The sequence below is a fragment of the Saccharopolyspora terrae genome (assembly GCF_004348435.1).
GTDB classification, from domain to species: domain Bacteria; phylum Actinomycetota; class Actinomycetes; order Mycobacteriales; family Pseudonocardiaceae; genus Saccharopolyspora; species Saccharopolyspora endophytica.
The window spans coordinates 53,956-75,795 of record NZ_SMKS01000011.1 but is presented as its reverse complement, the minus strand read 5'-3'; the positions used below and the strand labels follow the sequence as shown (position 1 = coordinate 75,795).

Here is a 21,840-nt window from a genome sequence, read left to right as displayed (position 1 = left end):
AGATCAACTGCCTCCACGCGTCTGAGGAGCCCCCCACGTGAAGCGTTCGATCGCGCTCGGTCTGGCTGCGGTCGCGGCACTGGCCGTCGCGCCACCCGCGGCGAGCATCGCGGCGCCCCGACCTGCCCTGCAGTTCGGGCAGTGCCCGCAGGACATCGCCACGCCGCACCCGCAGCTGAGCTGCGCGACCGTCGAGGTCCCGCTCGATCACGCCAACCCCGCCGGTGAGCGGGTGCAGATCCTGATCTCCAAACTGCCCGCGCGGAACCCGCAGGCGCGGCGCGGGTCGCTGCTGGTCAACCCCGGCGGGCCCGGAGGCCCCGGCGCCGAGTTCGCGGGCACGCTGGGCGGTCGGGTGCCGCCGCAGGTGCGCGACTCCTACGACCTGATCGGCTTCGACACCCGCAACACCGCGCACAGCACCCCGATCAGCTGCGTGGACCCGGCGACCTACTGGGCCAACCCGCTGCCCGACCCGGACTCCCCCGCCGCCCGCGAGACCAACTGGCAGCGCGCGCAGGCCTACGCCGACGGCTGCGCGCAGCGCGCCGGGAAGTACCTGCCGCACCTGAACACGCCCACCAACGCCCGCGACATGGACCTGATCCGGGCCGCTCTGGGCGAGCAGAAGATCAGCTTCCTCGGCTACTCCTACGGCACCTACCTCGGCGCGGTCTACGGGCAGCTGTTCCCGGAGCGGGTGGACCGGATGGTCCTGGACAGCTCGGTCAACCCCGACGTCTCGGAGATCTGGTACGGCAACAACCTCGCCCAGGACGTGGCCGCGCAGCAGCGGCTCGACCACTTCTTCGACTGGGTCGCCCGGCACGACCGGGTCTTCCACCTCGGCACCGAGGGGCTGGCGGTGAAGGCGGCGTGGCAGCGCACGCAGGAGGAGCTGCGGAAGGCACCGCGCGGACCGCTGGGCCCGTCGGAGCTGATCGAGATCAGCTTCAACGCGCTCTACGGCGAGTCCGACTGGCAGCCGCTGGCGCAGGGGCTCGCCGACTTTCAGCTGCGGGGTGACGACCGCGCGCTGGCCGCGATGGTCACCCCGAAGGACGCGATGGCCGAGAACGGCAACGCGATCTACAACGCCGTGGAGTGCGCCGACGCGCCCTGGCCGACCCGCCGCGCGGAGTGGGAGCGCGACTCCCACCGGATGGCGACCGGGAACCCGTTCGCCGCCTGGTTCAACAGCTGGACCGTCGCGCCGTGCCGCACCTGGCACGCGCCCCGGCAGCAACCCACGAAGATCACCGGTGAGAAGCTGCCGCCGGTGCTGATGTTCAACTCCGAGCACGACGTGGCGACCCCGTACGCGGGTGCTGTCGAGATGCACCACTCGCTGCCGTCGTCGGTGCTGGTCACCGAGCGCGACGCGGGCAAGCACGGGGTCTGGGCGCTGTCCGGCAACGCCGAGGCGGACCGGATCGGCGCGGACTACCTGGTGCACGGCGCCCTGCCGGCCGAGGACGTCGCCATCCCGGGCCACCCCGAGCCGGACCCGTCGGCGTCGGAGACGCGGGACTCCCGCACCTTCGACCTGCGCTGATCCTCGCCGCAACGACGAAGAAGGCCGGCCCCGGGAACGGGACCGGCCTTCTTCATGCGCTGAACCGTCAGTTCACGCCGTGCATGTAGCGCTTGATGGTGCGCGCCGAGACCAGCAGCAGGACTGCACACCCGATCGTGGCGAGGCCGACGATCGAGAAGTACAGCTGCTGGTTCTCCACCGAGTACAGCTTCACCGCCTGGGCACCCAGTCCCTGGCCCATCGCCGGGGCCAGGAAGTACAGGCCCATCATCTGCGAGGTGAAGACCTTCGGCGCGAGCTTCGTGGTCGCCGACAGGCCGACCGGCGAGAGCATCAGCTCACCCACGGTCATGATCACGAACACCAGCGCGAGCATGATCGGCAGGTGCTTGCCGTCGTCACCGGCGGCGAACTTCGACAGCACGACCCACAGGAACGACACGCCGACGAAGAACAGACCGCCCACGAACTTCTGCGGGGTCGACGGCTGCCGCGAGCCCAGCTTCATCCACAGCGCGGCCATCACCGGCGCCAGGATGATGATCGCCAGCGGGTTGACCGACTGGAACCACGAGGCCGGGACGGCGAACCCGAGGACGTTGAGGTCGGTGTCGGCCTCGGCCAGGTTCGCCAGCGTGTTCGGCTGCTGCTCGAACAGCAGGAAGAACAGCGCGGTGGCCAGGAACAGCGGGATGTAGGCGATCAGCCTGTCGCGCTCCACCTTGGTGATCTCCTTGCTGGAGAGCATCACCACGAAGTAGATGATCGGCAGCACCGCGGAGATGATGCTGATCAGGTTGACCAGACCGTCGAGCCCCATCACGCCGGTCGCCGAGAGCGCGACCAGCACCACGACGAAGCCCAGCGCGATGCCGCCCGCGCGGCCCAGGACGCGGCCCTTGTGCTCGGCGGGCAGCGGGTTGACCGGGACGAGGCCCGCGCTGCCGAGGTTCTTGCGACCCAGCGTGTACTGGACCAGGCCGAGCGCCATGCCGACCGCGGCCGCACCGAAGCCCAGGTGCCAGTTGACCTTCTCGCCGAGGGTGCCCACGACGAAGGGCGCGATGAAGGCACCCAGGTTGATGCCCATGTAGTAGATCGAGAACCCGGCGTCGCGGCGGTTGTCCTGCTCGTCGTAGAGGCCGCCGACCAGGCCGGAGACGTTCGGCTTGAGCAGGCCGGTGCCGATGACCAGCAGCACCAGGCCGACCAGCACGGTGGTCATGCCACCGGGCAGGGCCAGCGCGATGTGGCCGAGCATGATGATCACGCCGCCGTAGAGGACCGCGCGCTGGGCTCCGACGACCCGGTCGGCCAGCCAGCCGCCGAGGACGCCGGTCATGTAGACCGAGGCGCCGTAGACACCGACCACCGACAGCGCGGTCGATTCGGGAATTCCCAGGCCGCCTTCGGACACGGCGTAGTAGAGGTAGTACGCCAGAATGGCGCGCATGCCGTAGTAGGAGAACCGCTCCCACATCTCGGTGAAGAACAGCGTCAACAAACCGCGCGGGTGTCCGAAGAAACCCTTCTGCGGCGCGTCCGCAACCGTGGGTGTGCTCACGATCACGTCCTCTCGTGATTGTTCAGCGCGGCGGTGACCGCGACAACTTTGTCGCAGGTTACTTCTAGGTAGACTGGATCAGACCATCGGGGCGAGAAGCAGCCAACGACCGGCCACAACGGACTCCCCTCCGCCCCAACGCAGCAGGTCGGAGCGTGCCGCGAGGAGCACCGGCGCGCACATCCGGCCGCCGCCGAACTCCGGGAAACCCGGGAATCGTGATCGCGCCGCTACCGATCGCATCCCATCAGCGCCGGTATACTCGGTATGACCTTTTCAACTGGTCCATTCAATTCACGGGAGTGAGCACTTCAGTGCCAGCGGCACAATCCCCAGAGGGAAGCAGTACCGAGCCGGGCAGTAGACCCGGCTATCTCCGATCGTCGGTCACTCACACGAGGCGGGCCGAGGGTTGATCGAAATCCTGCTGGCCGTTGTCGGCCTTCTGTTCATCGCAGTGCTCACGCTGGGCACCGGTCTCGCGGTGGCAGCGGAGTTCTCCTTGACCTCGCTGGAACGCTCCACGGTGGACGCGCACGTGCACTCCGTGGACGACAAGCGGGCCCGCGCCGTGCAGCGCGCGCACCGCACGCTGTCGTTCCAGCTCTCGGGCGCGCAGGTCGCGATCACCCTGACCACCCTGATCACCGGTTACGTGGCCGAGCCGCTCATCGGTGACCTGATCCAGCCCGTGCTGACGGCCCTGGGCATGCCGCTGGGCGTGGCCGAGGGCGTGTCCTTGGCGCTGGCGATCCTGCTGGCGACGGCGCTGTCGATGGTCTTCGGCGAGATGGTGCCGAAGAACCTCGCCATCGCTCGCCCGCTGCCCACGGCGCGCGCCGTGTCCGGCTACCACGCGCGGTTCTCGCAGGTGTTCAAGTGGCTGATCGACGCCATGAACAACAGCGCGAACTGGGTGGTGCGCAGGCTCGGCATCGAGCCCCAGGAGGAGCTGCGCTCGGCGCGCTCCCCCGACGAGCTCGGCTCGATCGTGCGTTCCAGCGCCGCGCACGGCACGCTCGACGAGTCCACGGCCCGGCTGATGGACCGCTCGTTGCGCTTCGGCGACCGCAGCGCGGAAGAGCTGATGACCCCGCGCGTGCGGGTCGCGTCGCTGCAGGTCGGCGAGACCCTCGTGGACCTGCTCGACCTCGCCCGCCGGACCGGGTTCTCCCGGTTCCCGGTGCACGGCGGCGACCTCGACGAGATCCAGGGCGTCGTGCACGTCAAGCAGGCGTTCGGCGTCCCGGCCTCGCGCCGGGAGTCCACCCGCGTGGAGACGCTGACCCGCCCGGTGCCGACGGTGCCGGCCACGCTGGACGGCGACGCGCTGCTCAACCGGCTGCGCGGATCGGGCCTCCAGCTGGCGGTCGTCGTCGACGAGTACGGCGGCACCGCGGGCATCGTGAGCCTGGAGGACGTGGTCGAGGAGATCATCGGCGACGTGCGCGACGAGCACGACCGGCTGGAGATCTCCGCCGTGCGCAGGCTCGGCGAGGACTCGTGGCTGATCTCCGGTCTGCTGCGCCCCGACGAGCTCGCCGAGGCCACCGGCTTCGAGATGCCCGAGGGCGACTACGAGACCGTGGCCGGCTTGCTGCTGTGGCGGCTGGGCCGGATCCCGTCGGTCGGTGACCAGCTCGAACTGGAGGACTGGCGGCTGACCGTCATGCGCATGGACAAGCACCGCATCGCCGAGCTGCGCCTCACCAAGCAGCCGGCCCAGGCCGAGGCGATGGAGGCGGCCCGATGAGCGACTCCTACGCACTGCTGCTCGGCGTCCTCCTGCTGCTGCTCAACGCGCTGTTCGTGGGCGCGGAGTTCTCCCTGCTGTCCTCCCGCCGTGACCGGCTGGAGGCCCTGCTGGCCCAAGGGGTCGGCCGGGCGCGCACGGTGATCAAGGCGAGCCAGGAGGGTTCGCTGATGCTCACCAGCGCGCAGCTGGGCATCACGCTGTGCTCGCTGGGTCTGGGACGGCTGGGCGAGCCCGCCGTCGCGCACACCCTCGAAGCGCCGTTCAGCGCTCTGGGCATCCCGGAGCCGGTGACGCACGCCGTGGCGTTCACGATCGCCCTGACGATCGTGGTGATCCTGCACGTGCTGGTCGGCGAGATGGTGCCGAAGAACCTGGCGCTGGCCGAGCCGGAGCGCATGGCGCTGTGGCTGGTGCCCGCGCTGGTCGGGTTCGTGCAGCTGGCGCGCCCGTTCATCGCGCTGTTCAACATGATGGCCAACGCGGTGCTCAAGCTGCTGCGGATCGAGCCGAAGGACGAGCTGGAGACCGCCTACACCTCCGCCGAGCTGGCCGAGCTGCTGGTGGAGTCGCGGCGCGAGGGGCTGCTGGAGCACTCCGAGCACCGCAGGCTCGCCCAGACGCTGTCGTCGGTGGAGCACACCGTCGCCGACGTCCTGGTCCCGCTCCCGGAGGTCACGACGCTGCCGGGCCATCCGACGCTGGGCGATGTGGAGCGGCTGGTGGCCGACACCGGCTTCTCCCGGTTCCCGGTGCGCGGCGACGACGGCAGGCTGCTGGGCTACCTGCACATCAAGGACGTGCTCGACCAGGCGGGCGACGACCCGCAGACGCCGATCTCCGACGCCCGGCGGCGCGACCTGCCGACGGTGCCGGTGACCGCGCGCTTGGACGAGGCCATGACGTCGCTGCGCCGGGCGGGAAGCCACCTGGCCGCGGCCGTGGACGCCGGTGGTGCCGCGGTCGGCGTGGTGGCCTTGGAAGACCTCGTCGAGGAGTACGTGGGCACCGTCCGCGACGGCACCCACGTCCACTGACCGGAGGAGGCGCGGACGGACGCGCCTCCTCCAGATGGCCCAACTTCATATCGAAACCACGGGTGCACGGGATTGCCCGAACGGCTGCAAAATCCCGTTTTCCCAGTTCGCGCCGGGGATGCCCCCGGCGCGAACCAGGAACTCCGCTCGGTAGTGTCCATGCGTGCGAGAAGATCAGCTCTCGCCGTCCCACGCGGACACATCTTCTTCGGGCCGCGTGATCGGCGGCAGGTACCGGCTGGACCGCACCATCGGCAAGGGCGGGATGGGCTACGTCTGGTCCGGGACTGACGAGGTCCTGGAGCGCCCGGTGGCGGTCAAGGAACTCCACCTGCCCGCTGACCTGCCCGAAGAAGGGGCCGCTGACCTGCGCGAACGAGCCCTGCGCGAAGCGCGGGCGATGGCGACCCTCAGCCACCCCAACACCGTGATGCTCTACGACGTGGTCCGCGAGGACGTCTCCGGTCCGTTCGTGGTCATGGAACTGGTGCCGGGGCGGAGCCTGTCGGCGATCCTGAAGAAGCACCGCGCGCTCAACCACTACCAGCTGGCCGTCATGATCGACGGTGTGGCCGCGGCGCTGGACGCCGCTCACCGGGTCGGCATCGTGCACCGCGACGTCAAACCGGGCAACGTGCTGCTCGGACCGCGAGGGCAGGTCAAGCTCGCCGACTTCGGGCTCTCCCGCAACATCGCCGAGACCACCATGACCCGGTCCGAGATGCTGCTGGGCACGCCCGCGTACCTGCCACCGGAGATCGCGCGCCGGGGCGCCCTCGATTCCCAGGCGGATCTCTGGAGCCTCGGCGCCACGCTCTACTCGGCCGCCGAGGGCCGCCCGCCGTACGACAAGACCAGCGATCCGCTGGTCATCATCAGCGCGATCGTGCACGGGCCGCTCCCCCGCCACCACCAGACCGGACCGATCGGCGAGGTCCTGGGCGGGCTCCTGATGAAGGACCCGCAGCGCCGGATGCCGCTGGTGGAGGTGCGCCGCAGGCTGCACGAGATCGTCCGCCACGCCGGCGACGAACCGTTCGAGCCGCTGCTGGACCCCAACACCCCGGAGGCGACCGAGCGCCTCCCGAGCCGGCGGCCGGTCCCGTCGGTCTCCGCGCACCCGGTGCCGCCGGTGTACGCGCCGCGCGAGTCCCGGCCCGCCGAGCGCCGCCAATCGGTCCCGCGGGTCACGCCGCCCCCGCGCCCGCCGATCCCGCCGCAGCAGGTGCGTGCCGCGCAGCCCGTCCCGCCCGCGCAGTCCGAGCACTCGCACGAGCCGGAACCCGCGGCGCCGCGCCGCCGCCGGCGGCGGATCATCATCGCTGCGACGGCGCTGGTGGTCGTGGCCGGACTGGCGCTCGGCTACGCGGTGGTCACCGAGGACTCGTCCGAGAACGAGAACGAGAGCACGGAGATCAAGCCCAGCGAACCGATCGGCAGCGCCTTCGAGGTGATCGAGGCCGAGAGATCCGGTTGGATCGGCCGCCCGCTGCACACCGTGTCCTCGAACGGTGCCACCTACGCCGCCCCGCTGAGATCGGGTGACGTGATGCGGTTCGACGGGGTCGATTTCGGCGCCAGCCCCGCCAACGGGATGGTCCTCCGATTCCGCACCACGCGGTCGGTGTCCGACGGCGGCAGGATCACCCTTCGGCTGGACAGCCCCACGGGCGAGTACATCAGCGAGCTCAGGATCGGTCGTCCCGACAATGCCCCCTTGCCAATGACCTCGAGAGCACCGTTCTTCCGAGGTATCACCGGTACGCACACGGTCTACCTGGTCGTCAGCGGGACCGTCCCCAGCGAGATCCTCCAGCTGGACTGGGTGCAGTTCCGCCACTGATACCCTGACCAGCGATGTTGGTGTTGAGCAAGCAGGAGTGGCGCGAGCGGCGGACCGCGCACCGGGAACGGGTCGCCCAGTGGACCGAGCCCCACCGCCGACGTCAGCACCAGCACCGCGCACACCCGGTGCTGGACTTCCTGTTCACCTACTACTCGTTCCGCCCCGCCCGGCTGGAGCGCTGGCAGCCCGGTGTCGGCGTCGCGCTGGAAGACGGCCAGGAGTTCTTGTCCCGCAAGGGCTTCACCGAGACAGCGGACGGTGTGGCGCTGGACCCGGCGGCGCTGACCGACAAGCGGCGCGACTCGGCGGAGTTCATCCTCGGCCTGCTCAGCGCGACCGCCTCCCGCCCGGCCCGGCTGGGCTGCTTCGGGCTGCACGAGTGGGCGATGGTCTACCGCACCGAGCCGGGCGACGTCCGGCACAGCGGCTGGCCGCTGCGGCTGGGGCACGACGGCACCGATGAGGTCGTGGAGTCGATGCCGATCAGCTGCACCCACCACGACGCGTTCCGGTTCTTCACCCCGCAGGCCCGCCCGCTCAACGAGCTGCAACCGTCCCGAGCCGACCAGGTCCGGCTGGAGCAGCCGGGCTGCCTCCACGCGAACATGGACCTGTTCAAGTGGGCCTACAAGCTCGACCCTTTCGTGCCCGGTGAGCTCATCGCCGACTGCTTCGAACTGGCGGTGCGGGTGCGCGAGCTGGACATGTGCGCCAGCCCCTACGACCTCTCCGAGCTCGGGTACGAACCGGTGCCGATCGAGACCCCGCAGGGGCGCGCCGACTACGTCCGGCGGCAGCGCGAGTTCGCCGAGGAGGCCGCGGGCCTGCGGCAACGGCTCATCGACACCTGCCGCGACATCCTCACCTGGGCTGCGCCGCAGCCCGCGTGATCCCAGATCGCCTGGTCATCACCGCGAACACGACGACTGCCGAGGCCGACAGCGCGCCCATCACCAGACCCATCGGGACCGCGGTGTCCGAGCCGGCGATGCCGACCAGCGGGGAGACGAGCCCGCCGATCATGAACTGCAGCACGCCCAGCAGCGCCGAGGCGCTCCCGGCCGTCTCGCGGTGCCCGGACAAGGCGAGAGCGGTGGCGTTCGGGAACACCAGGCCGATGCTGGCCACGGTCACGAACAGGGCGGGCAGCAGCGCGAACAGCCCCAGGCCCAGCACCGTCGAGGCCGCCACGGAGATGCCGCCGAGGGCGTTGCAGCTCAGCCCGATCGCCAGCAGCCGCCGCGAGTCGACCTTGCCGACCAGCAGTCCGTTGATCTGACCCATCGCCACGATGCCGATCGAGTTCACGCCGAAGACCACGCTGAACATCTGCGGCGAGAGGTGGTGGACGTCCTGCAGCACGAACGAAGAACCGGAGATGTAGGCGAACATCGCGGCGAAGGCCAGTGCTGCCGACAGCGCGAAACCGATGAACATCCGGTCGCGCAGCAACCCGCCGAAGGTGCGCAGGGTCTGCGGCAGGCTGCCGGGACGCCGCTGCTCCGGCGGCAAGGTCTCGGGGAGCGCCAGCAGCGCGGCGACCAGCAGCGCCGCACCGATCGCGCACAGCGTCACGAACACCCCGCGCCACGAGGTGACCCGCAGCAGCTGTCCTCCCAGCACCGGCGCGAGCACCGGGACCACACCGTTGACCAGCATCAGCAGGGAGAAGAACTTCGCCAGCGCGACGCCCGAGAACAGGTCGCGCACCACGACTCGCGCGATCACGATCCCGGCCGCGCCACCGAAGCCCTGCACCAGCCGCAGCGCGGCCAGCGCGTAGGCGGAGGGCGCGAGCGCGCAGGCCAGCGAGGCGAGGGCGAAGACGACGACACCGATGAGCAGCGGGCGGCGACGGCCGTAGGTGTCCGACAGCGGTCCCATGACCAGCTGCCCCAGCGCGAGCCCGATCGTGCAAGCCATCAGCGACAGCTGCACCTGGGATGCGCCCGCGTTCAGCTCGCCGGAGATCGCCGGGAGGGCGGGGAGGTACATGTCCATCGACAGCGGCCCGAACGCCGACATCCCGCCCAGGATCAGCGCGTACTTCCCGCGCGACTGCTCTGACATCCACCCTCGATCGTTCGCACCGCGAATCAGTTCGGGTCAACGGTAACCCGCAGCGGAGCGCCCTCGCGATGAGTCGTTCATCGCAGCAGCGGGCGGTCCTGGTCCGAACTGACCGGACGAAAAGGACTTCACCCATGGACGGGTCGGACCAGAACGCGCTCACCGACCCCAGAGAGGTCCCTGCCAGGTGGAGGTGGAACGCAGGTCGCGTTTGAGGAGCTTGCCGCCGGGGTTGCGCGGCAGCGGCCGCTCGCTGAGGTGCAGGAACTGCGGGATCTTGAAATCCGCCAGGTGGTCCTCGAGATGGGCCAGCAGCCGTTCGGCGTCGAAGTCGTCGTCGGCGACGATGACCGCGCCGACCTTCTCCCCCATCACGTCGTCCGGCACACCGACGACCGCCGCCTCCACCACGCCCGGCGCGGCAGCCAGCGCGTTCTCGACCTCCACGGAGTAGACGTTCTCGCCACCCCGGTTGATCACGTCCTTGGCCCGGTCGACGATGTAGACCAACCCGGCGTCGTCCACGCGGGCGAGATCACCGGTGCGGAGCCAGCCGTCGACGAACGTCGATGCCGTGGCCTCGGGCTTGTTCCAGTAGCCGACGACGACGTTGGGCCCGCGGATCAGCAGTTCGCCCACGCCCGTGCCCGGGTCGGGTTCGTCCACCGCAACGTCGACCACGGGTGCCGGGAACCCCACCGAGTCGGCGTGGGCGACGGAGTGCTCGTGCGGCAGGAACGTGGAGATCGAGGAGGTCTCGGTCAGCCCGAAGCCGTTGCCCACCCGCGCACGCGGGAACGCCGCCTTGATGCGCTCGACCAGCGCGGGCGCCATGGGAGCACCGCCGTAGGAGACGTGCTCGACCGAGGACGTGTCGAACTCCGCGAAGTCCGGTTGCTTGAGCGCGAGCGCGTAGATCGCGGGCACCGTGGTGAACAGGTTGATCCGCTCCTCGGCGATGACCCGCAGGAACTGCCGCACGTCGAAGGACGGCATCACCACGGTCGATCCGCCGTAGGAGAGCTGCAGCAGCAGCTGCGTGTTGCAGCCGGTGACGTGGAACAGCGGAACGGACACGAGATTGCGCGTCCGCCAGCCGTTCTCGACGTCGATGCCCTTCACCCGGCACACGTTCTCCACATTGGACAGGAAGTTCTCGTGGGTGGTCATCGCACCCTTGGGGCGCCCGGTGGTGCCGCTGGTGTAGAAGATCGCCGCCACCTCGTCCCGGGAGAGGTCGTCGACGGTGAAGGGTGGTCCGTCCGGCAGCGGTTCACCGGGGTGGAAGGTGAACGCCGCGCCGGAATCGGCCAGCACGTAGTCGACCTCGGGCTTGGCGAAGCGGGTGTTGACCGGTACCGCGATCGCTCCGGCCAGCTGCGTGCCGAGGAACGCCAGCACCCAGTCGACGCCGGCGGGCAGCAGGTTGGCGACGCGGTCGCCGCGGGAGATCCCGGCCTCGCGCAGCCCACCGGCGACCCGGGCGGCTCGGTCCCACAGCTCCCGGTAGGTCAGCCGACCGCCGCCGACCTCCACCAGCGCTTCGCGGTCGCCGAACCGCTCGACGGTGCCTCGCAGCATCTCCACCAGCGACTCGGACAGCCCGGTGTAGTGGGCGATGCCCCGCTCGTCGCGTTCGATGCCGGACCTGTCGAACATCGCCTGACCTCCCCGTCGCGCGGACCGTGATCACGGTCACTCCCCGGATGGCGGGGGTCAAGCGGTCACGGCACGCGGAACCCGAACGGGAGCTCCAGCCGGTGTGAGGCGAGCAGCTCCTCGTCGGCGAGCAGTTCGGCGGTGGCCTCGTCCGCGACCACCCTTCCGTCGTCGATGATCACGCTGCGCGGGCACAGCTGCAGCGCGTAGGGCAGGTCGTGGGTGACCATCAGCGTCGTCCCGCCCACGGCGAGCAGCACCTCCGCGAGCTCGCGGCGCGCGACCGGTTCCAGGTTCGCCGAGGGCTCGTCGAGCACCAGCAGTTCCGGGCGGCACGCCAGCACCGCGGCCAGCGCGACGCGCTTGCGCTGGCCGCCGGACAGGTGCAGCGGTGAGCGGTGGGCGTGCTCGGCCATCCCGACCGCGTCCAGCGCCTCCCGGACGCGCTGTTCGAGCTCGGCGCCTCGCGCCCCGAAGTTGGCCGGTCCGAACGCGACGTCCTCCCGGACGGTCGGCATGAACAGCTGGTCGTCGGGGTCCTGGAAGACCAGGCCGACGCGGCGGCGGATCTCCTTGAGGTGCCGGGGCTCCACCGGCAGCCCGCCCACGGTGATGCCACCCGCCGTGGGCCGCAGCACGCCGTTGAGGTGCAGGGTCAGCGTCGTCTTGCCCGCGCCGTTGGGGCCGAGCACGGCGACCCGCTCTCCCGGCTCGACCCGCAGGTCGACGTGGTGCAGCGCGCGATGCCCGTCCGGGTAGGCGTGCGCCAGACCGGAGATCTCCAGCGCGGGCGCGGTCACCGCTTCGCGGACCCCGGCGGGCTGCTCGGTCACGCGGTCCACAACGACACCCCCAGTACGACGGCCGCTGCGGCGGGCGCGGCCAGGCCCGTGCTCCAGGTCTTCCACGAGGTGCGGCGAGCCGGTTCCAGCTCCGGCATCTCGCCTTCCCACCCGCGCGAGAGCATCGCCAGGTGCACGCGCTCGCCGCGCTCGTAGGAGCGGATGAACAGGCTGCCGACGCCGCGCGCGGTCGCCCCGACCTGCCACAGGAACCGGGGGTCGTGCCCCCGGGAGATCCGCGCGATCCGCATCCGGCCGGCTTCGGCGACGATCACCTCGGCGTAGCGCAGCATCAGGGTGATGATGGTGATCACCAGCTTCGGCGCGCGCAGCCGCTGCAGGCCGAGCACGATCTCGCGCGGCGCGGTGGTGGCCGCCAGCAGCAGCGAGGTCCCGAGACCGAGCGTGCCCTTGGCCATGATGTTGAACCCGGCCAGCAGCCCTTCGGTGGACAGCCCGACGCCGGCGACCTCGGTGCTCGGGCCGCCCGCGGTGAACGGCAGCAGCAGCGCCAGCACCACGAACGGCACCTCGATCAGCAGTCGCGCGGCCAGCCAGCGCGGCGGGATGCGCGCGACGGCGGCCAGCGCGGCGAGCAGCACCGCGTAGCCGCCGAAGGCCCAGAAGATCTCGCGCGGCGTGGCCACCACGCACAGCACCAGCAGGAACGCAGCGGTGATCTTCACCTGCGGGTCGAGCCGGTGCACCGCCGTGTCACCGGGCAGGTGCAGGGCGTCGGCGTGCCCGGTGCCCACCTACGCCTCCTCTGAACCGGAGCGGCGACGCAGTCCCCAGAACAGCCCGCCCGCCGCGAGGAGGGTGACCACCGCGCCGATGACCCCGGCGACACCGGTGAACCTCTCGTCACCGCCGACGGCGTAGTCGGCCAGCGGGCCGTCGGCCAAGGCGTGGTCGCCCGCGTGCTGGGCGATGCAGTTGCCCTCCAGCGACTCGCCGCGCTCGGTCTGCACCACCGCGCAGCCCTGCTGGGTGACGGCGTCGAGACCGTCCGGGTCGGAGTCGGCGAAGTAGGCGACTCCCCCGGCGACGGCGAGCACGACCAGGGCGAAGATCAGCAGAAAGCGCTTCATCGGGCGACCTCCTCGCGCCGGGCACCGCGCAACAGGTGGACCAGGTCCGGCCGGGCCGAGGCGACGGCGCCGACCGTGGCGGCGGTGATCAGACCCTCGCCGAGCCCGATCAGGCAGTGCACGCCGATCATCGCCACCGAGACCGTGGCCAGGCCGAACCCGGCGGCCCCACCGATGGCGTACTCGAGCAGGAACCCGCAGGAGGCGAGCACGGTGTTGACCCACCCCGCGATGAACGCGGTGGCCAGCAGCCCGGCGCGGCTGCGAGTGGCCAGCTTCCGCAGCGCGAGCGCCACCAGGTAGCCGACGGCGGTGCCGATCAACGCCATGTTCGTGATGTTCGCGCCGAGCATCGTCAGGCCGCCGTCGGCGAACAGCAACGACTGCACGACCAGCACGATCGCCACGCACAGCGCCCCGACCCTCGGGCCCGCCAGGATCGCGGCCAGCGCACCGCCGAGCAGGTGTCCGCTCACACCGGGCAGCACCGGGAAGTTGATCATCTGCGCGGCGAAGACGAACGCCGCGACCAGCCCGGCCATCGGGGCCGTTCGGTCGTCCAGATCGGCCCTCGCGCGCACCAGCGCCACCGCCAGGCCGGCTATCGCCACGACGGCGAACAGGACCGCCGTGCGGGCGTCGAGCAGCCCGTCGCTCATGTGCATGGCGAGCGTCGTGGTCGGCACTGGACTTCCTCTCCTGCGAGCCGGTGCTCCCGGGTGGAACAACCGCCGGTCAAGGGTAGTTGCCGATCACCCGCTATCACCAGGTCCTGGCAAGAGGTGCTCGTCGCAATCAGGCCCGAAAAAGCCGTCGACCCGGGCGCAACGCCCGGGTCGACGGCTCAAGTCCTGATCGGGTCAGTCCCGCACGGCCAGTGCGAGTTCGCCGTTGCTGTCCTTCTCGGCGTCCAGGGTCTTGTCGCCCAGGAGCTCCGAGACCTCCTTCTCCAGGAAGATCCGGACGCCGTTCTCCTCGATCACCTCGTCGCCCTCCTGGGGTTCCTCGGCGATCGACGCCTGCAGCCCCTGCCCGGCCGGCGCGATGCGCAAGCCCGAGCTGGCCGGAGAGTCGCCGCCGACGAGGACGAGCTTGATGACCTCAACGGCGCTCTCACTGATGGTGAGCATGGTGCTCAACTCCTCTCGGAGCCGGTCGGTTGAAGGGGCCACCGTGTCATCGTCGCGACCGGACGCGCAAACCGACCCGCCGACTCAGCTCTGGTACGCCGCCAACGGTGGGCAGGAGCAGACCAGGTTGCGGTCGCCCTTGGCACCGTCGATGCGCCGGACCGGCGGGAACACCTTGATCGCGTCCGTGCCCAGCGGGTAGGCCGCCTCCTCGCGGGAGTAGGCGTGGTCCCACTCCTTGGCGAGGCTGGCCGCCGTGTGCGGGGCACCGACCAGCGGGTTGTCGTCGGCGGGCCACTGACCTGCGACGACCTTGTCGATCTCGGCGCGGATGGCGATCATCGCCTCGCAGAAGCGGTCCAGCTCGGCGAGGTTCTCGCTCTCGGTCGGTTCGACCATCAGCGTGCCCGCGACCGGGAACGACATCGTCGGGGCGTGGATGCCGTAGTCGGCGAGCCGCTTGGAGACGTCGTCGACGGTGATGCCGCTGGTCTTGCTGATCTGCCGCAGGTCGAGGATGCACTCGTGGGCGACGAGGCCGCCCGCACCCGTGTAGAGCACCGGGAAGTACTCGCCCAGCCGCCGCGCCACGTAGTTCGCGGCGGCCACGGCGGTCAGGGTCGCGCGGCGCAGGCCGTCGGCGCCCATCATCCGCACGTAGGCCCAGGAGATCGGCAGGATCGAGGCGCTGCCCCACGGGGCGGCGCTGATCGGGCCGACACCGGTCGCAGGGCCGGCGGCGGGCTGCAGCGGGTGGTTGGGCAGGAACGGCGAGAGGTGCTCGCGGACGCCGATCGGGCCCACGCCCGGACCGCCACCGCCGTGCGGGATGCAGAAGGTCTTGTGCAGATTCAGGTGCGAGACGTCGGAGCCGAACTTGCCCATCCGGGCCAGCCCGATCAGCGCGTTGAGGTTCGCGCCGTCGACGTAGACCTGACCGCCCGCGTCGTGCACCAGCCCGCAGACCTCCCGCACGGTGTCCTCGTAGACGCCGTGGGTGGACGGGTAGGTGATCATGATCGCGGCGAGGTCCTGAGCGTGCTTGCCGACGAGCTCGCGCAGGTGGTCCATCTCGATGTTGCCCTGCTCGTCGCAGCGGACCACGACCACGCGCATCCCGGCCATCACGGCGCTGGCGGCGTTGGTGCCGTGCGCGCTCGCCGGGATCAGGCACACCTCGCGCTCGGCCTCACCACGGCTGTGGTGGTAGGCGCGGATGGCCAGCAGGCCCGCGAACTCGCCCTGGCTGCCCGCGTTGGGCTGCAGGCTGACCGCGTCGTAGCCGGTGACCTCCGCGAGCCACTCCTGCAGGTCGGAGACGACCTTGAGCAGGCCTTCGGCGTCCTGCGCGGGCGCGAAGGGGTGCAGCGAGGAGAACTCGGGCCAGGTGATCGGCTCCATCTCCGCGGTCGCGTTGAGCTTCATCGTGCACGAGCCCAGCGGGATCATGCTGCGGTCCAGCGCGATGTCCTTGTCCGACAGCTGCCGCACGTAGCGCAGCAGCGAGGTCTCGGAGCGGTGCGTGTGGAACACCGGGTGCGTCAGGTACTCCGACGTGCGGGCCAGCGCGCCCGGCAGCGCGTCGTCGGTCTCGACGTCGAGCTGCTCGACGTCACCGGCGGTCACGCCGAAGGCCTCCCACACCACGGCCAGGTGGGCGCGGGTGGTGGTCTCGTCGCAGCTGATGCCCACGTGGTCGGAGTCCACGCGGCGCAGGTTCACCCCGCCACGGCGCGCGGCGGCCAGCACCTCGTCGGCCTTGCCGGGGACCTTGGCGACCACGGTGTCGAAGAACTCGCCGTGCACGACCTCGACGCCGCCGCGGCGCAGCTGCTCGGCGAGCACGCTGGCCATCCGGTGCGCGCGGGTCGCGATCGCCTTGAGCCCGTCCGGGCCGTGGTAGACCGCGTACATCGAGGCGACCACGGCCAGCAGCACCTGCGCGGTGCAGATGTTGCTGGTGGCCTTCTCACGGCGGATGTGCTGCTCGCGGGTCTGCAGCGCGAGCCGGTAGGCCTGGTTGCCCTCGACGTCGACGCTCACGCCCACCAGACGGCCCGGCAGCTGCCGCTCCAGGCCCTTGGCGACGGCCATGAACCCGGCGTGCGGACCGCCGAAGCCCATCGGCACGCCGAAGCGCTGGGTGTTGCCCACGACGACGTCGGCACCGATCTCGCCGGGCGCGCGCAGCAGCGTCAGCGCCAGCAGGTCGGTGGCCACGACGACCTTCGCGCCGCGCTCGTGGATCGCGGCGATCAGCGCCTCCTGGTCGCGCACCGCGCCGGAGGCACCCGGGTAGGACAGCAGCGCCCCGAAGAACTCGCCCTCGGGCAGCTCACCCGAGGTCAGGTCGGCCACCACGACCTCGATGCCCAGCGGCTCGGCGCGGGTCTCGATGACCGCGATGGTCTGCGGCAGCGTGTCGGCGTCGACCAGGAAGCGCGACGACTTGGACTTGCCCGCGCGGCGCACCAGGGTCATGCCCTCGGCCGCGGCGGTGGCCTCGTCGAGCATCGAGGCGTTGGAGACCGGAACCCCGGCCAGGTCGGCGACCACGGTCTGGAAGTTCAGCAGCGCCTCCAGCCGGCCCTGCGAGATCTCCGGCTGGTAGGGCGTGTAGGCCGTGTACCAGGCGGGGCTCTCCAGCACGTTGCGGAGGATCACCGGCGGGGTGACCGTGCCGTAGTAGCCCAGGCCGATCATCTCGGTGTGCGGGGTGCAGCGACCGGCGAGGTCGCGCAGCTCCGCCAGCGCCTCGGTCTCGGTGGCCGGTTCCGGCAGCGACAGCTGCAGGTCTCCCTCGCGGATGGTGTCCGGCACGGCCTTCTGGCCCAGTTCTTCCAGGGAGCCGACGCCGATGACGTCGAGCATGCGGGCCAGTTCGGCGGGCATCGGCCCGACGTGGCGGTCAGCGAACGGCCTGCCGTGCTCCAGCGCGGCCAGAGGGATGCGGTCGTGCGTCGCGTCGGTCATCGCCAAAACCTCACTCATCGCGGCGAACAAAGGGCGGCAGCAGATGCTGCTCTCCCCCTCTGTCCCCGTTCGCGGAGCGAACGCCTGAGAGCTTCACCCGGCGGACCGGGCTTGCACCGTCGGCGGGGCCCACTCACTAGGTGTGCCCGCTTTCCAGAGGTATCTCGCCCGTGCGGTCCAGGTGGCCTGAGAGGTTGTCGGGGAGAGTTGCTCCTTCGGCGCCTGCCCTGGCAGGACCAGGACCGGACTCTCCCGCACGGGGTCGGCGATGGCGCTCAGACTACCCGATCAACGCGGTTTATCAGACCATCAATGTCGGCTACCGCACACATGGACGATGCCGGTCGTTCAGCCGGTCTCCGCCTGGCGGTCGCGTCGGCGGGCCGCGAGCTCGTCGTTGATCGCCGACTCGATGTTCTCGCCACCGTCGGCCCGCTCGGCCGGGAACTCGTGGATGGTCCCGCTGATCTCGCGCATCGCACCGCTGACCGCGATGCCGAACACTCCCTGTCCGCCCTGCAGCAGATCGACCACCTCCTCCGCGGAGGTGCACTCGTAGACCGTGGTGCCGTCGCTGAACAGCGTCAGCTTCGCCAGGTCCTGAACGCCGCGCTTGCGCAGGTGCTCCACCGCGACCCGGATGTTGTGCAGCGACACCCCGGTGTCCAGCAGGCGCTTGACGACCTTGAGCACCAGGATGTCCTTGAACGAGTACAACCGCTGCGAGCCCGACCCGGCTGCGCCGCGGATGGACGGCCCGACCAGCTTGGTGCGAGCCCAGTAGTCGAGCTGCCGGTAGGTGATGCCCGCGATCTGGCAGGCCGCCGGCCCGCGGTAACCGACCAGCTCGTCCGGGGCAGAGGCGTCGGGGAACAGCTCACCCTGCTCCGCAGCATCCGAGGTCGCTGCTTCCTCCACCACGCCTGCCTCCCCTCGTCCGGCCCGAAGCCGACGACGACGATCACCAGCGCCCGGACCGTTTCGATCCAGGGCCGCGAAGCCGTACACCGGCTGAATCACACCGGGGCAATTCGCGTAAGTCCGAAGGTATGCCCACTCAGCAGGCGGGTCAACGCGACGCGCGGGCCGCGGGCGCTCTCGTTCGCCGGAGCAAGAACCCGGCCCCCGGGCTGCTGGTGCAACCCGGGGGCCGGTGTGGTCTGTTCGGACTAGTTCCCGAAGCGCCGGTCCTCAGGTGTCGGCACCGCGGAAGTCCTCCGGGGAGACGGAGTCGAGGAACTCGCGGAACTTCTCCACCTCGTCCTCCTGCTCGTCCGGAATGATCAACCCGGCCTCGTCGAGCACCGACTCGTCGGCGTGGATCGGAACTCCGATGCGCAGCGCCAGCGCCACCGAGTCGCTCGGCCGCGCGGACACCCGCACATCACCGTCGAACACCAGCTCGGCGAAGAAGGTGCCCTCCTGCAGGTCGGTGATCCGCACCTGCTCCAGGTCGCGTCCCAGGGCTCCGATGACGTCCTTGAGCAGGTCGTGCGTGAGCGGCCGCTGGGGCCGCACGCCCTGCTGCTCCAGGGCGATGGCCGTCGCTTCGACCGACCCGATCCAGATCGGCAGGTAGCGCTCGCCCTGAGCCTCGCGCAACAGCAGGATCGGCTGGTTGGCTGGTAGTTCAACTCGCACGCCGACGACGCGCATCTCGCTGCTCATCGTCACATCGCCTCCTCCAGCGCGCCGAAGCGTGACATCCCCGTCGAGGGTCCCGCACCGACGCCTCCGACGCTACCCGCGATACGGCGGACACGCCCTTCCATCGGCGGTCCCGGCGGACCACCACCGTCGCGGTCGTTGTTGTCGGGGCCCACGGCCCGGACCGCTGGCGAGCTCGTCGTTGAGCAATACCCAGCACGATACACCGCGCAGGGCCCGGTCGAAGCCGCCGGAAATGCCCTGCTGCGCTGTGAAAACCGCTCGTGGCGCCGGGAAATTCCCGGCGAAGGGGACGACATCCGCGCGCGTGCGGCGCAGCTGCCTCATGCGTCAGCGGGGCGACGCCTCGTGTGGCGTCGCCCCGCTGACGGGTTGAAAAGCCCTGTTCGACGGCCTCAGCGGCCGCCCTGGCCCCCATCGATCGGCCCGGTCAGGAACACCAGGCGGAACTTACCGATCTGGACCTCGTCGCCGTTGGCGAGCACCGAGGTGTCCACCGGCTCCCGGTTCACGTAGGTGCCGTTGAGGCTGCCCACGTCGACCACCACGAAGTCGTTGCCCTCGCGGCGGAACTCGGCGTGCCGCCGGGAAACCGTCACGTCATCGAGGAAGATGTCGCTGTCCGGGTGCCGGCCGGCGCTGGTGGTCTCCCGGTCCAGCAGGAACCGCGAACCCGCGTTGGGGCCGCGCTTGACCACCAGCAGGGCGGAACCCGCCGGCAGCGCATCGACCCCGGATGCGGGGGCAGGTTCCGGGGCCGCGCTCTCGGTGCTTTCCGGCTCCGAGAGGAAGGGCCTGAAGACCGAGGTGGTCTCCGGTGACTGCTCCGGCGGAACGTCGCCGAAGCCGCTGTTTTGGCTCACCTGAGCTCTCCTCTACGCGGATAGATCGTGCCAAGTATGCGCCCAACGTACCGTGCCTGGACAGCCTCGGAACGAGCGACTCCCGTCATCGTCCCACGGATGCCTCACGGCAGGACGATCATGCCTGGTCGATCAGCTTCTGGTAACCCTCGCCGTCGAGCAGACCGGACAGCTGCTCCGGGTCGGCGAGCCGGATCTCCACCATCCAGCCCTCGCCCGCGGCGTCCGAGTTGACCAGCTCCGGCTGGTCCTCCAGCGCGGAGTTGCCGGCGGTGATCTCACCGGTCACCGGGGCGTAGATGTCGGAGACGCTCTTGGTCGACTCAACCTCGCCCATCGAGTCCCCGGCGGCGACCTGCTGCCCCACCTCGGGGAGCTGGACGAACACCACGTCGCCGAGCTGCTGCTGGGCGTAGTCGGTGATGCCGATGCGCACGGTGTCCTCGCTGACGCGCTGGACCCATTCGTGCTCTTCGGTGTACTTGATCTCCGGGGCCGCCACGGTGGTCCCGCCTTTCATCCGCTGTTGCAACGTGCCGAGTGATCGGCGCGGCGAGCGTATTCACCGGCCACCGAGGGCCGCAAGACGAACCGCAGCCGCCGATCAGGCGCGAGCTCTGGCTCCGCGCACGGCGGCGAGGACCTGCCCGAAGTAGAGGATGCCCGCCCACAGGTACAGCGCCCCGCCCCAGGCCGTGAAGGCGTAGGCGATGGGCCGGACCACGTCGGACCCGGTGAAGTCGTCCTGCACCAGCAGCAACAGCGGGAACGCGTACATCAAGCAGAACGTGGCGGCCTTGCCGAGGTAGTGCACCTCGGGCGGCTCGTAGCCGTGCCAGCGCAGCACCGGCAGGCACAGCGTGAGCACGACGTCGCGGCCGACGAGGGCGACGGCCACCCACCACGGGATGACGTCGCGCAGCACGAAGGCGATCAGGGTCGCGACGATGTAGAGGCGGTCGGCCGCGGGGTCGAGAAGCTCGCCGATGCGGCTGTACTGGTTGAGCCAGCGGGCGAGCTTGCCGTCGAGCCAGTCGGTGGCTCCGCTGATCACCAGGACCAGCAGCGCGAGCAGGTCGGCCTGCGGGCCGAGCAGCAGCCAGAGGAAGACCGGCACGCCGGCCAGGCGGATCACGCTGAGCAGGTTGGGCAGCGTCCACCAGGGATCCGCCCACACGTCTCGCGCGACCTCGCGGATCCTGTCCAGACCGGGGTCGCCCGGCCCCGAGTGGTCCTGCCCCGCTTCGGCACGAGGCCCGCTCGTGGTGTTTTCCGTGGTGCGCTCGGCGTCCTGCACCACGAGCCTCCCCTGAATGGTTGTGCGCACCGCCCCGCAACGGGTGCACACCTGTGCATCCTTACCCGATCAGGGTCTCATATGGCCAGCGCAACCCACTTGGCGGCCAGCCTGAGGCGGGACAGCCTGCGGCGAGGGAAGAACCACTGCGGATTCAGCCGCGAGTGCGGCTCCAGCCCCGGCGGCGCAACTCGGCATCGGTGAGGAACCGGGCTCTGCCGCGATCGTCCACGCCCGCCCAGCGGGCGCCCGCGGTTCCCTCTCGGACGTAGGAGTGGCCGCCGCTCCAGACCACGCTGCACGGCGCGGTCGGTAGGTCGTTCGGCTCGTCGACGGTCGCTGTGGCCCTGGGAGGCTCTGCCGGTTCCATCGTGCTCATAAGTTCGTAGCACCTCCGATTCATTTGTCGGCGCGGGACACCTCGGTGTTAGCCCGGCCATCGGCTCGTGGCCGATTGTGGGGCCTGCGAGTCGCACTGTCGCGCCGGAAACGCACCCCCAGCGCCCAGCG

20 protein-coding genes and 1 riboswitch are annotated in these 21,840 nt (G+C 70.4%); of the genes, 5 read left to right on the top strand and 15 right to left on the bottom strand.

The window, feature by feature from the left end; translation table 11 throughout:
- The first annotated feature begins 37 nt into the window (after positions 1–37).
- Positions 38–1,555 carry an alpha/beta hydrolase gene (locus tag E1181_RS09840; protein WP_132673663.1) on the top strand — a complete coding sequence of 506 codons (1,518 nt, stop codon included), beginning with the start codon at positions 38–40 and terminating at the stop codon, positions 1,553–1,555.
- Positions 1,556–1,622: 67 nt separating this feature from the next.
- Here E1181_RS09840 and E1181_RS09835 read toward each other — a convergent pair whose 3' ends face one another.
- Positions 1,623–3,101, bottom strand: a complete 1,479-nt coding sequence (locus E1181_RS09835) for a peptide MFS transporter (protein ID WP_328590870.1) — start codon at positions 3,099–3,101, stop codon at positions 1,623–1,625.
- Between the two features lie 415 nt (positions 3,102–3,516).
- Here E1181_RS09835 and E1181_RS09830 point away from each other — a divergent pair, with 415 nt between their 5' ends.
- The 4 genes from E1181_RS09830 to E1181_RS09815 all read left to right on the top strand — a co-directional run bounded on the left by E1181_RS09830 (position 3,517) and on the right by E1181_RS09815 (position 8,627).
- Entirely contained in the window at positions 3,517–4,854 is a 1,338-nt protein-coding gene (locus E1181_RS09830) for a hemolysin family protein (RefSeq protein ID WP_132673711.1), read from the top strand.
- Complete coding sequence (locus E1181_RS09825) at positions 4,851–5,891, top strand: hemolysin family protein (protein ID WP_132673662.1); 1,041 nt, start codon at positions 4,851–4,853, stop codon at positions 5,889–5,891. The genes E1181_RS09830 and E1181_RS09825 overlap by 4 nt, the downstream gene beginning before the upstream one ends.
- 163 nt (positions 5,892–6,054) lie before the next feature.
- Positions 6,055–7,734, top strand: a complete 1,680-nt coding sequence (locus E1181_RS09820; RefSeq protein ID WP_235876655.1) for a protein kinase domain-containing protein — start codon at positions 6,055–6,057, stop codon at positions 7,732–7,734.
- A 14-nt stretch (positions 7,735–7,748) separates the two neighbouring features.
- Positions 7,749–8,627, top strand: coding sequence for a 3-methyladenine DNA glycosylase (locus E1181_RS09815; protein WP_132673661.1), 879 nt, complete (start codon positions 7,749–7,751; stop codon positions 8,625–8,627).
- On the opposite strand, the gene E1181_RS09810 is transcribed toward E1181_RS09815, so the two are convergent.
- The 14 genes from E1181_RS09810 to E1181_RS09745 form a co-directional block, all read right to left on the bottom strand.
- Complete coding sequence (locus E1181_RS09810) at positions 8,599–9,807, bottom strand: Bcr/CflA family multidrug efflux MFS transporter (RefSeq protein ID WP_132673660.1); 1,209 nt, start codon at positions 9,805–9,807, stop codon at positions 8,599–8,601. The two genes, E1181_RS09815 and E1181_RS09810, sit on opposite strands and share 29 nt — an antisense overlap.
- Before the next feature lie 159 nt (positions 9,808–9,966).
- A complete protein-coding gene (locus E1181_RS09805) occupies positions 9,967–11,466 on the bottom strand; it encodes a class I adenylate-forming enzyme family protein (protein WP_132673659.1) in 1,500 nt (499 codons plus the stop codon).
- Positions 11,467–11,531: 65 nt separating this feature from the next.
- Positions 11,532–12,308: an energy-coupling factor ABC transporter ATP-binding protein gene (locus E1181_RS09800; RefSeq protein WP_132673658.1), complete on the bottom strand. Its 777-nt coding sequence runs from the start codon at positions 12,306–12,308 to the stop codon at positions 11,532–11,534.
- Positions 12,296–13,063, bottom strand: coding sequence for a cobalt ECF transporter T component CbiQ (cbiQ, locus tag E1181_RS09795; protein WP_132673657.1), 768 nt, complete (start codon positions 13,061–13,063; stop codon positions 12,296–12,298). Before cbiQ ends, E1181_RS09800 begins: the two co-directional genes overlap by 13 nt.
- Positions 13,064–13,399: a PDGLE domain-containing protein gene (locus E1181_RS09790; protein WP_132673656.1), complete on the bottom strand. Its 336-nt coding sequence runs from the start codon at positions 13,397–13,399 to the stop codon at positions 13,064–13,066.
- On the bottom strand, positions 13,396–14,064 hold the full coding sequence (locus E1181_RS09785; protein ID WP_132673709.1) for an energy-coupling factor ABC transporter permease: 669 nt from the start codon (positions 14,062–14,064) through the stop codon (positions 13,396–13,398). Before E1181_RS09785 ends, E1181_RS09790 begins: the two co-directional genes overlap by 4 nt.
- 195 nt (positions 14,065–14,259) lie before the next feature.
- Positions 14,260–14,529 (bottom strand): HesB/YadR/YfhF-family protein, encoded by a 270-nt coding sequence (locus E1181_RS09780; protein ID WP_125089038.1) that lies wholly within the window; start codon positions 14,527–14,529, stop codon positions 14,260–14,262.
- A gap of 84 nt (positions 14,530–14,613) precedes the next feature.
- Positions 14,614–17,502 (bottom strand): aminomethyl-transferring glycine dehydrogenase, encoded by a 2,889-nt coding sequence (gcvP, locus tag E1181_RS09775; protein ID WP_132673655.1) that lies wholly within the window; start codon positions 17,500–17,502, stop codon positions 14,614–14,616.
- A gap of 163 nt (positions 17,503–17,665) precedes the next feature.
- Positions 17,666–17,767, bottom strand: a riboswitch (glycine riboswitch).
- Between the two features lie 83 nt (positions 17,768–17,850).
- Positions 17,851–18,423, bottom strand: a complete 573-nt coding sequence (locus E1181_RS09770) for a MerR family transcriptional regulator (protein ID WP_132673654.1) — start codon at positions 18,421–18,423, stop codon at positions 17,851–17,853.
- Between the two features lie 270 nt (positions 18,424–18,693).
- A complete protein-coding gene (locus E1181_RS09765) occupies positions 18,694–19,170 on the bottom strand; it encodes a bifunctional nuclease family protein (RefSeq protein WP_132626999.1) in 477 nt (158 codons plus the stop codon).
- Positions 19,171–19,565: 395 nt separating this feature from the next.
- The gene (gene garA, locus E1181_RS09760) at positions 19,566–20,033 is read right to left on the bottom strand and encodes a glycogen accumulation regulator GarA (protein WP_132673653.1); all 468 of its coding nucleotides are present in this window, start codon (positions 20,031–20,033) and stop codon (positions 19,566–19,568) included.
- 118 nt (positions 20,034–20,151) lie between these two features.
- Complete coding sequence (gene gcvH, locus E1181_RS09755; RefSeq protein WP_408009543.1) at positions 20,152–20,553, bottom strand: glycine cleavage system protein GcvH; 402 nt, start codon at positions 20,551–20,553, stop codon at positions 20,152–20,154.
- 84 nt (positions 20,554–20,637) lie between these two features.
- Positions 20,638–21,333: a CDP-alcohol phosphatidyltransferase family protein gene (locus E1181_RS09750; RefSeq protein WP_132673652.1), complete on the bottom strand. Its 696-nt coding sequence runs from the start codon at positions 21,331–21,333 to the stop codon at positions 20,638–20,640.
- A 151-nt stretch (positions 21,334–21,484) separates the two neighbouring features.
- Positions 21,485–21,709: a hypothetical protein gene (locus tag E1181_RS09745; protein ID WP_372448837.1), complete on the bottom strand. Its 225-nt coding sequence runs from the start codon at positions 21,707–21,709 to the stop codon at positions 21,485–21,487.
- Positions 21,710–21,840: the final 131 nt, after the last annotated feature.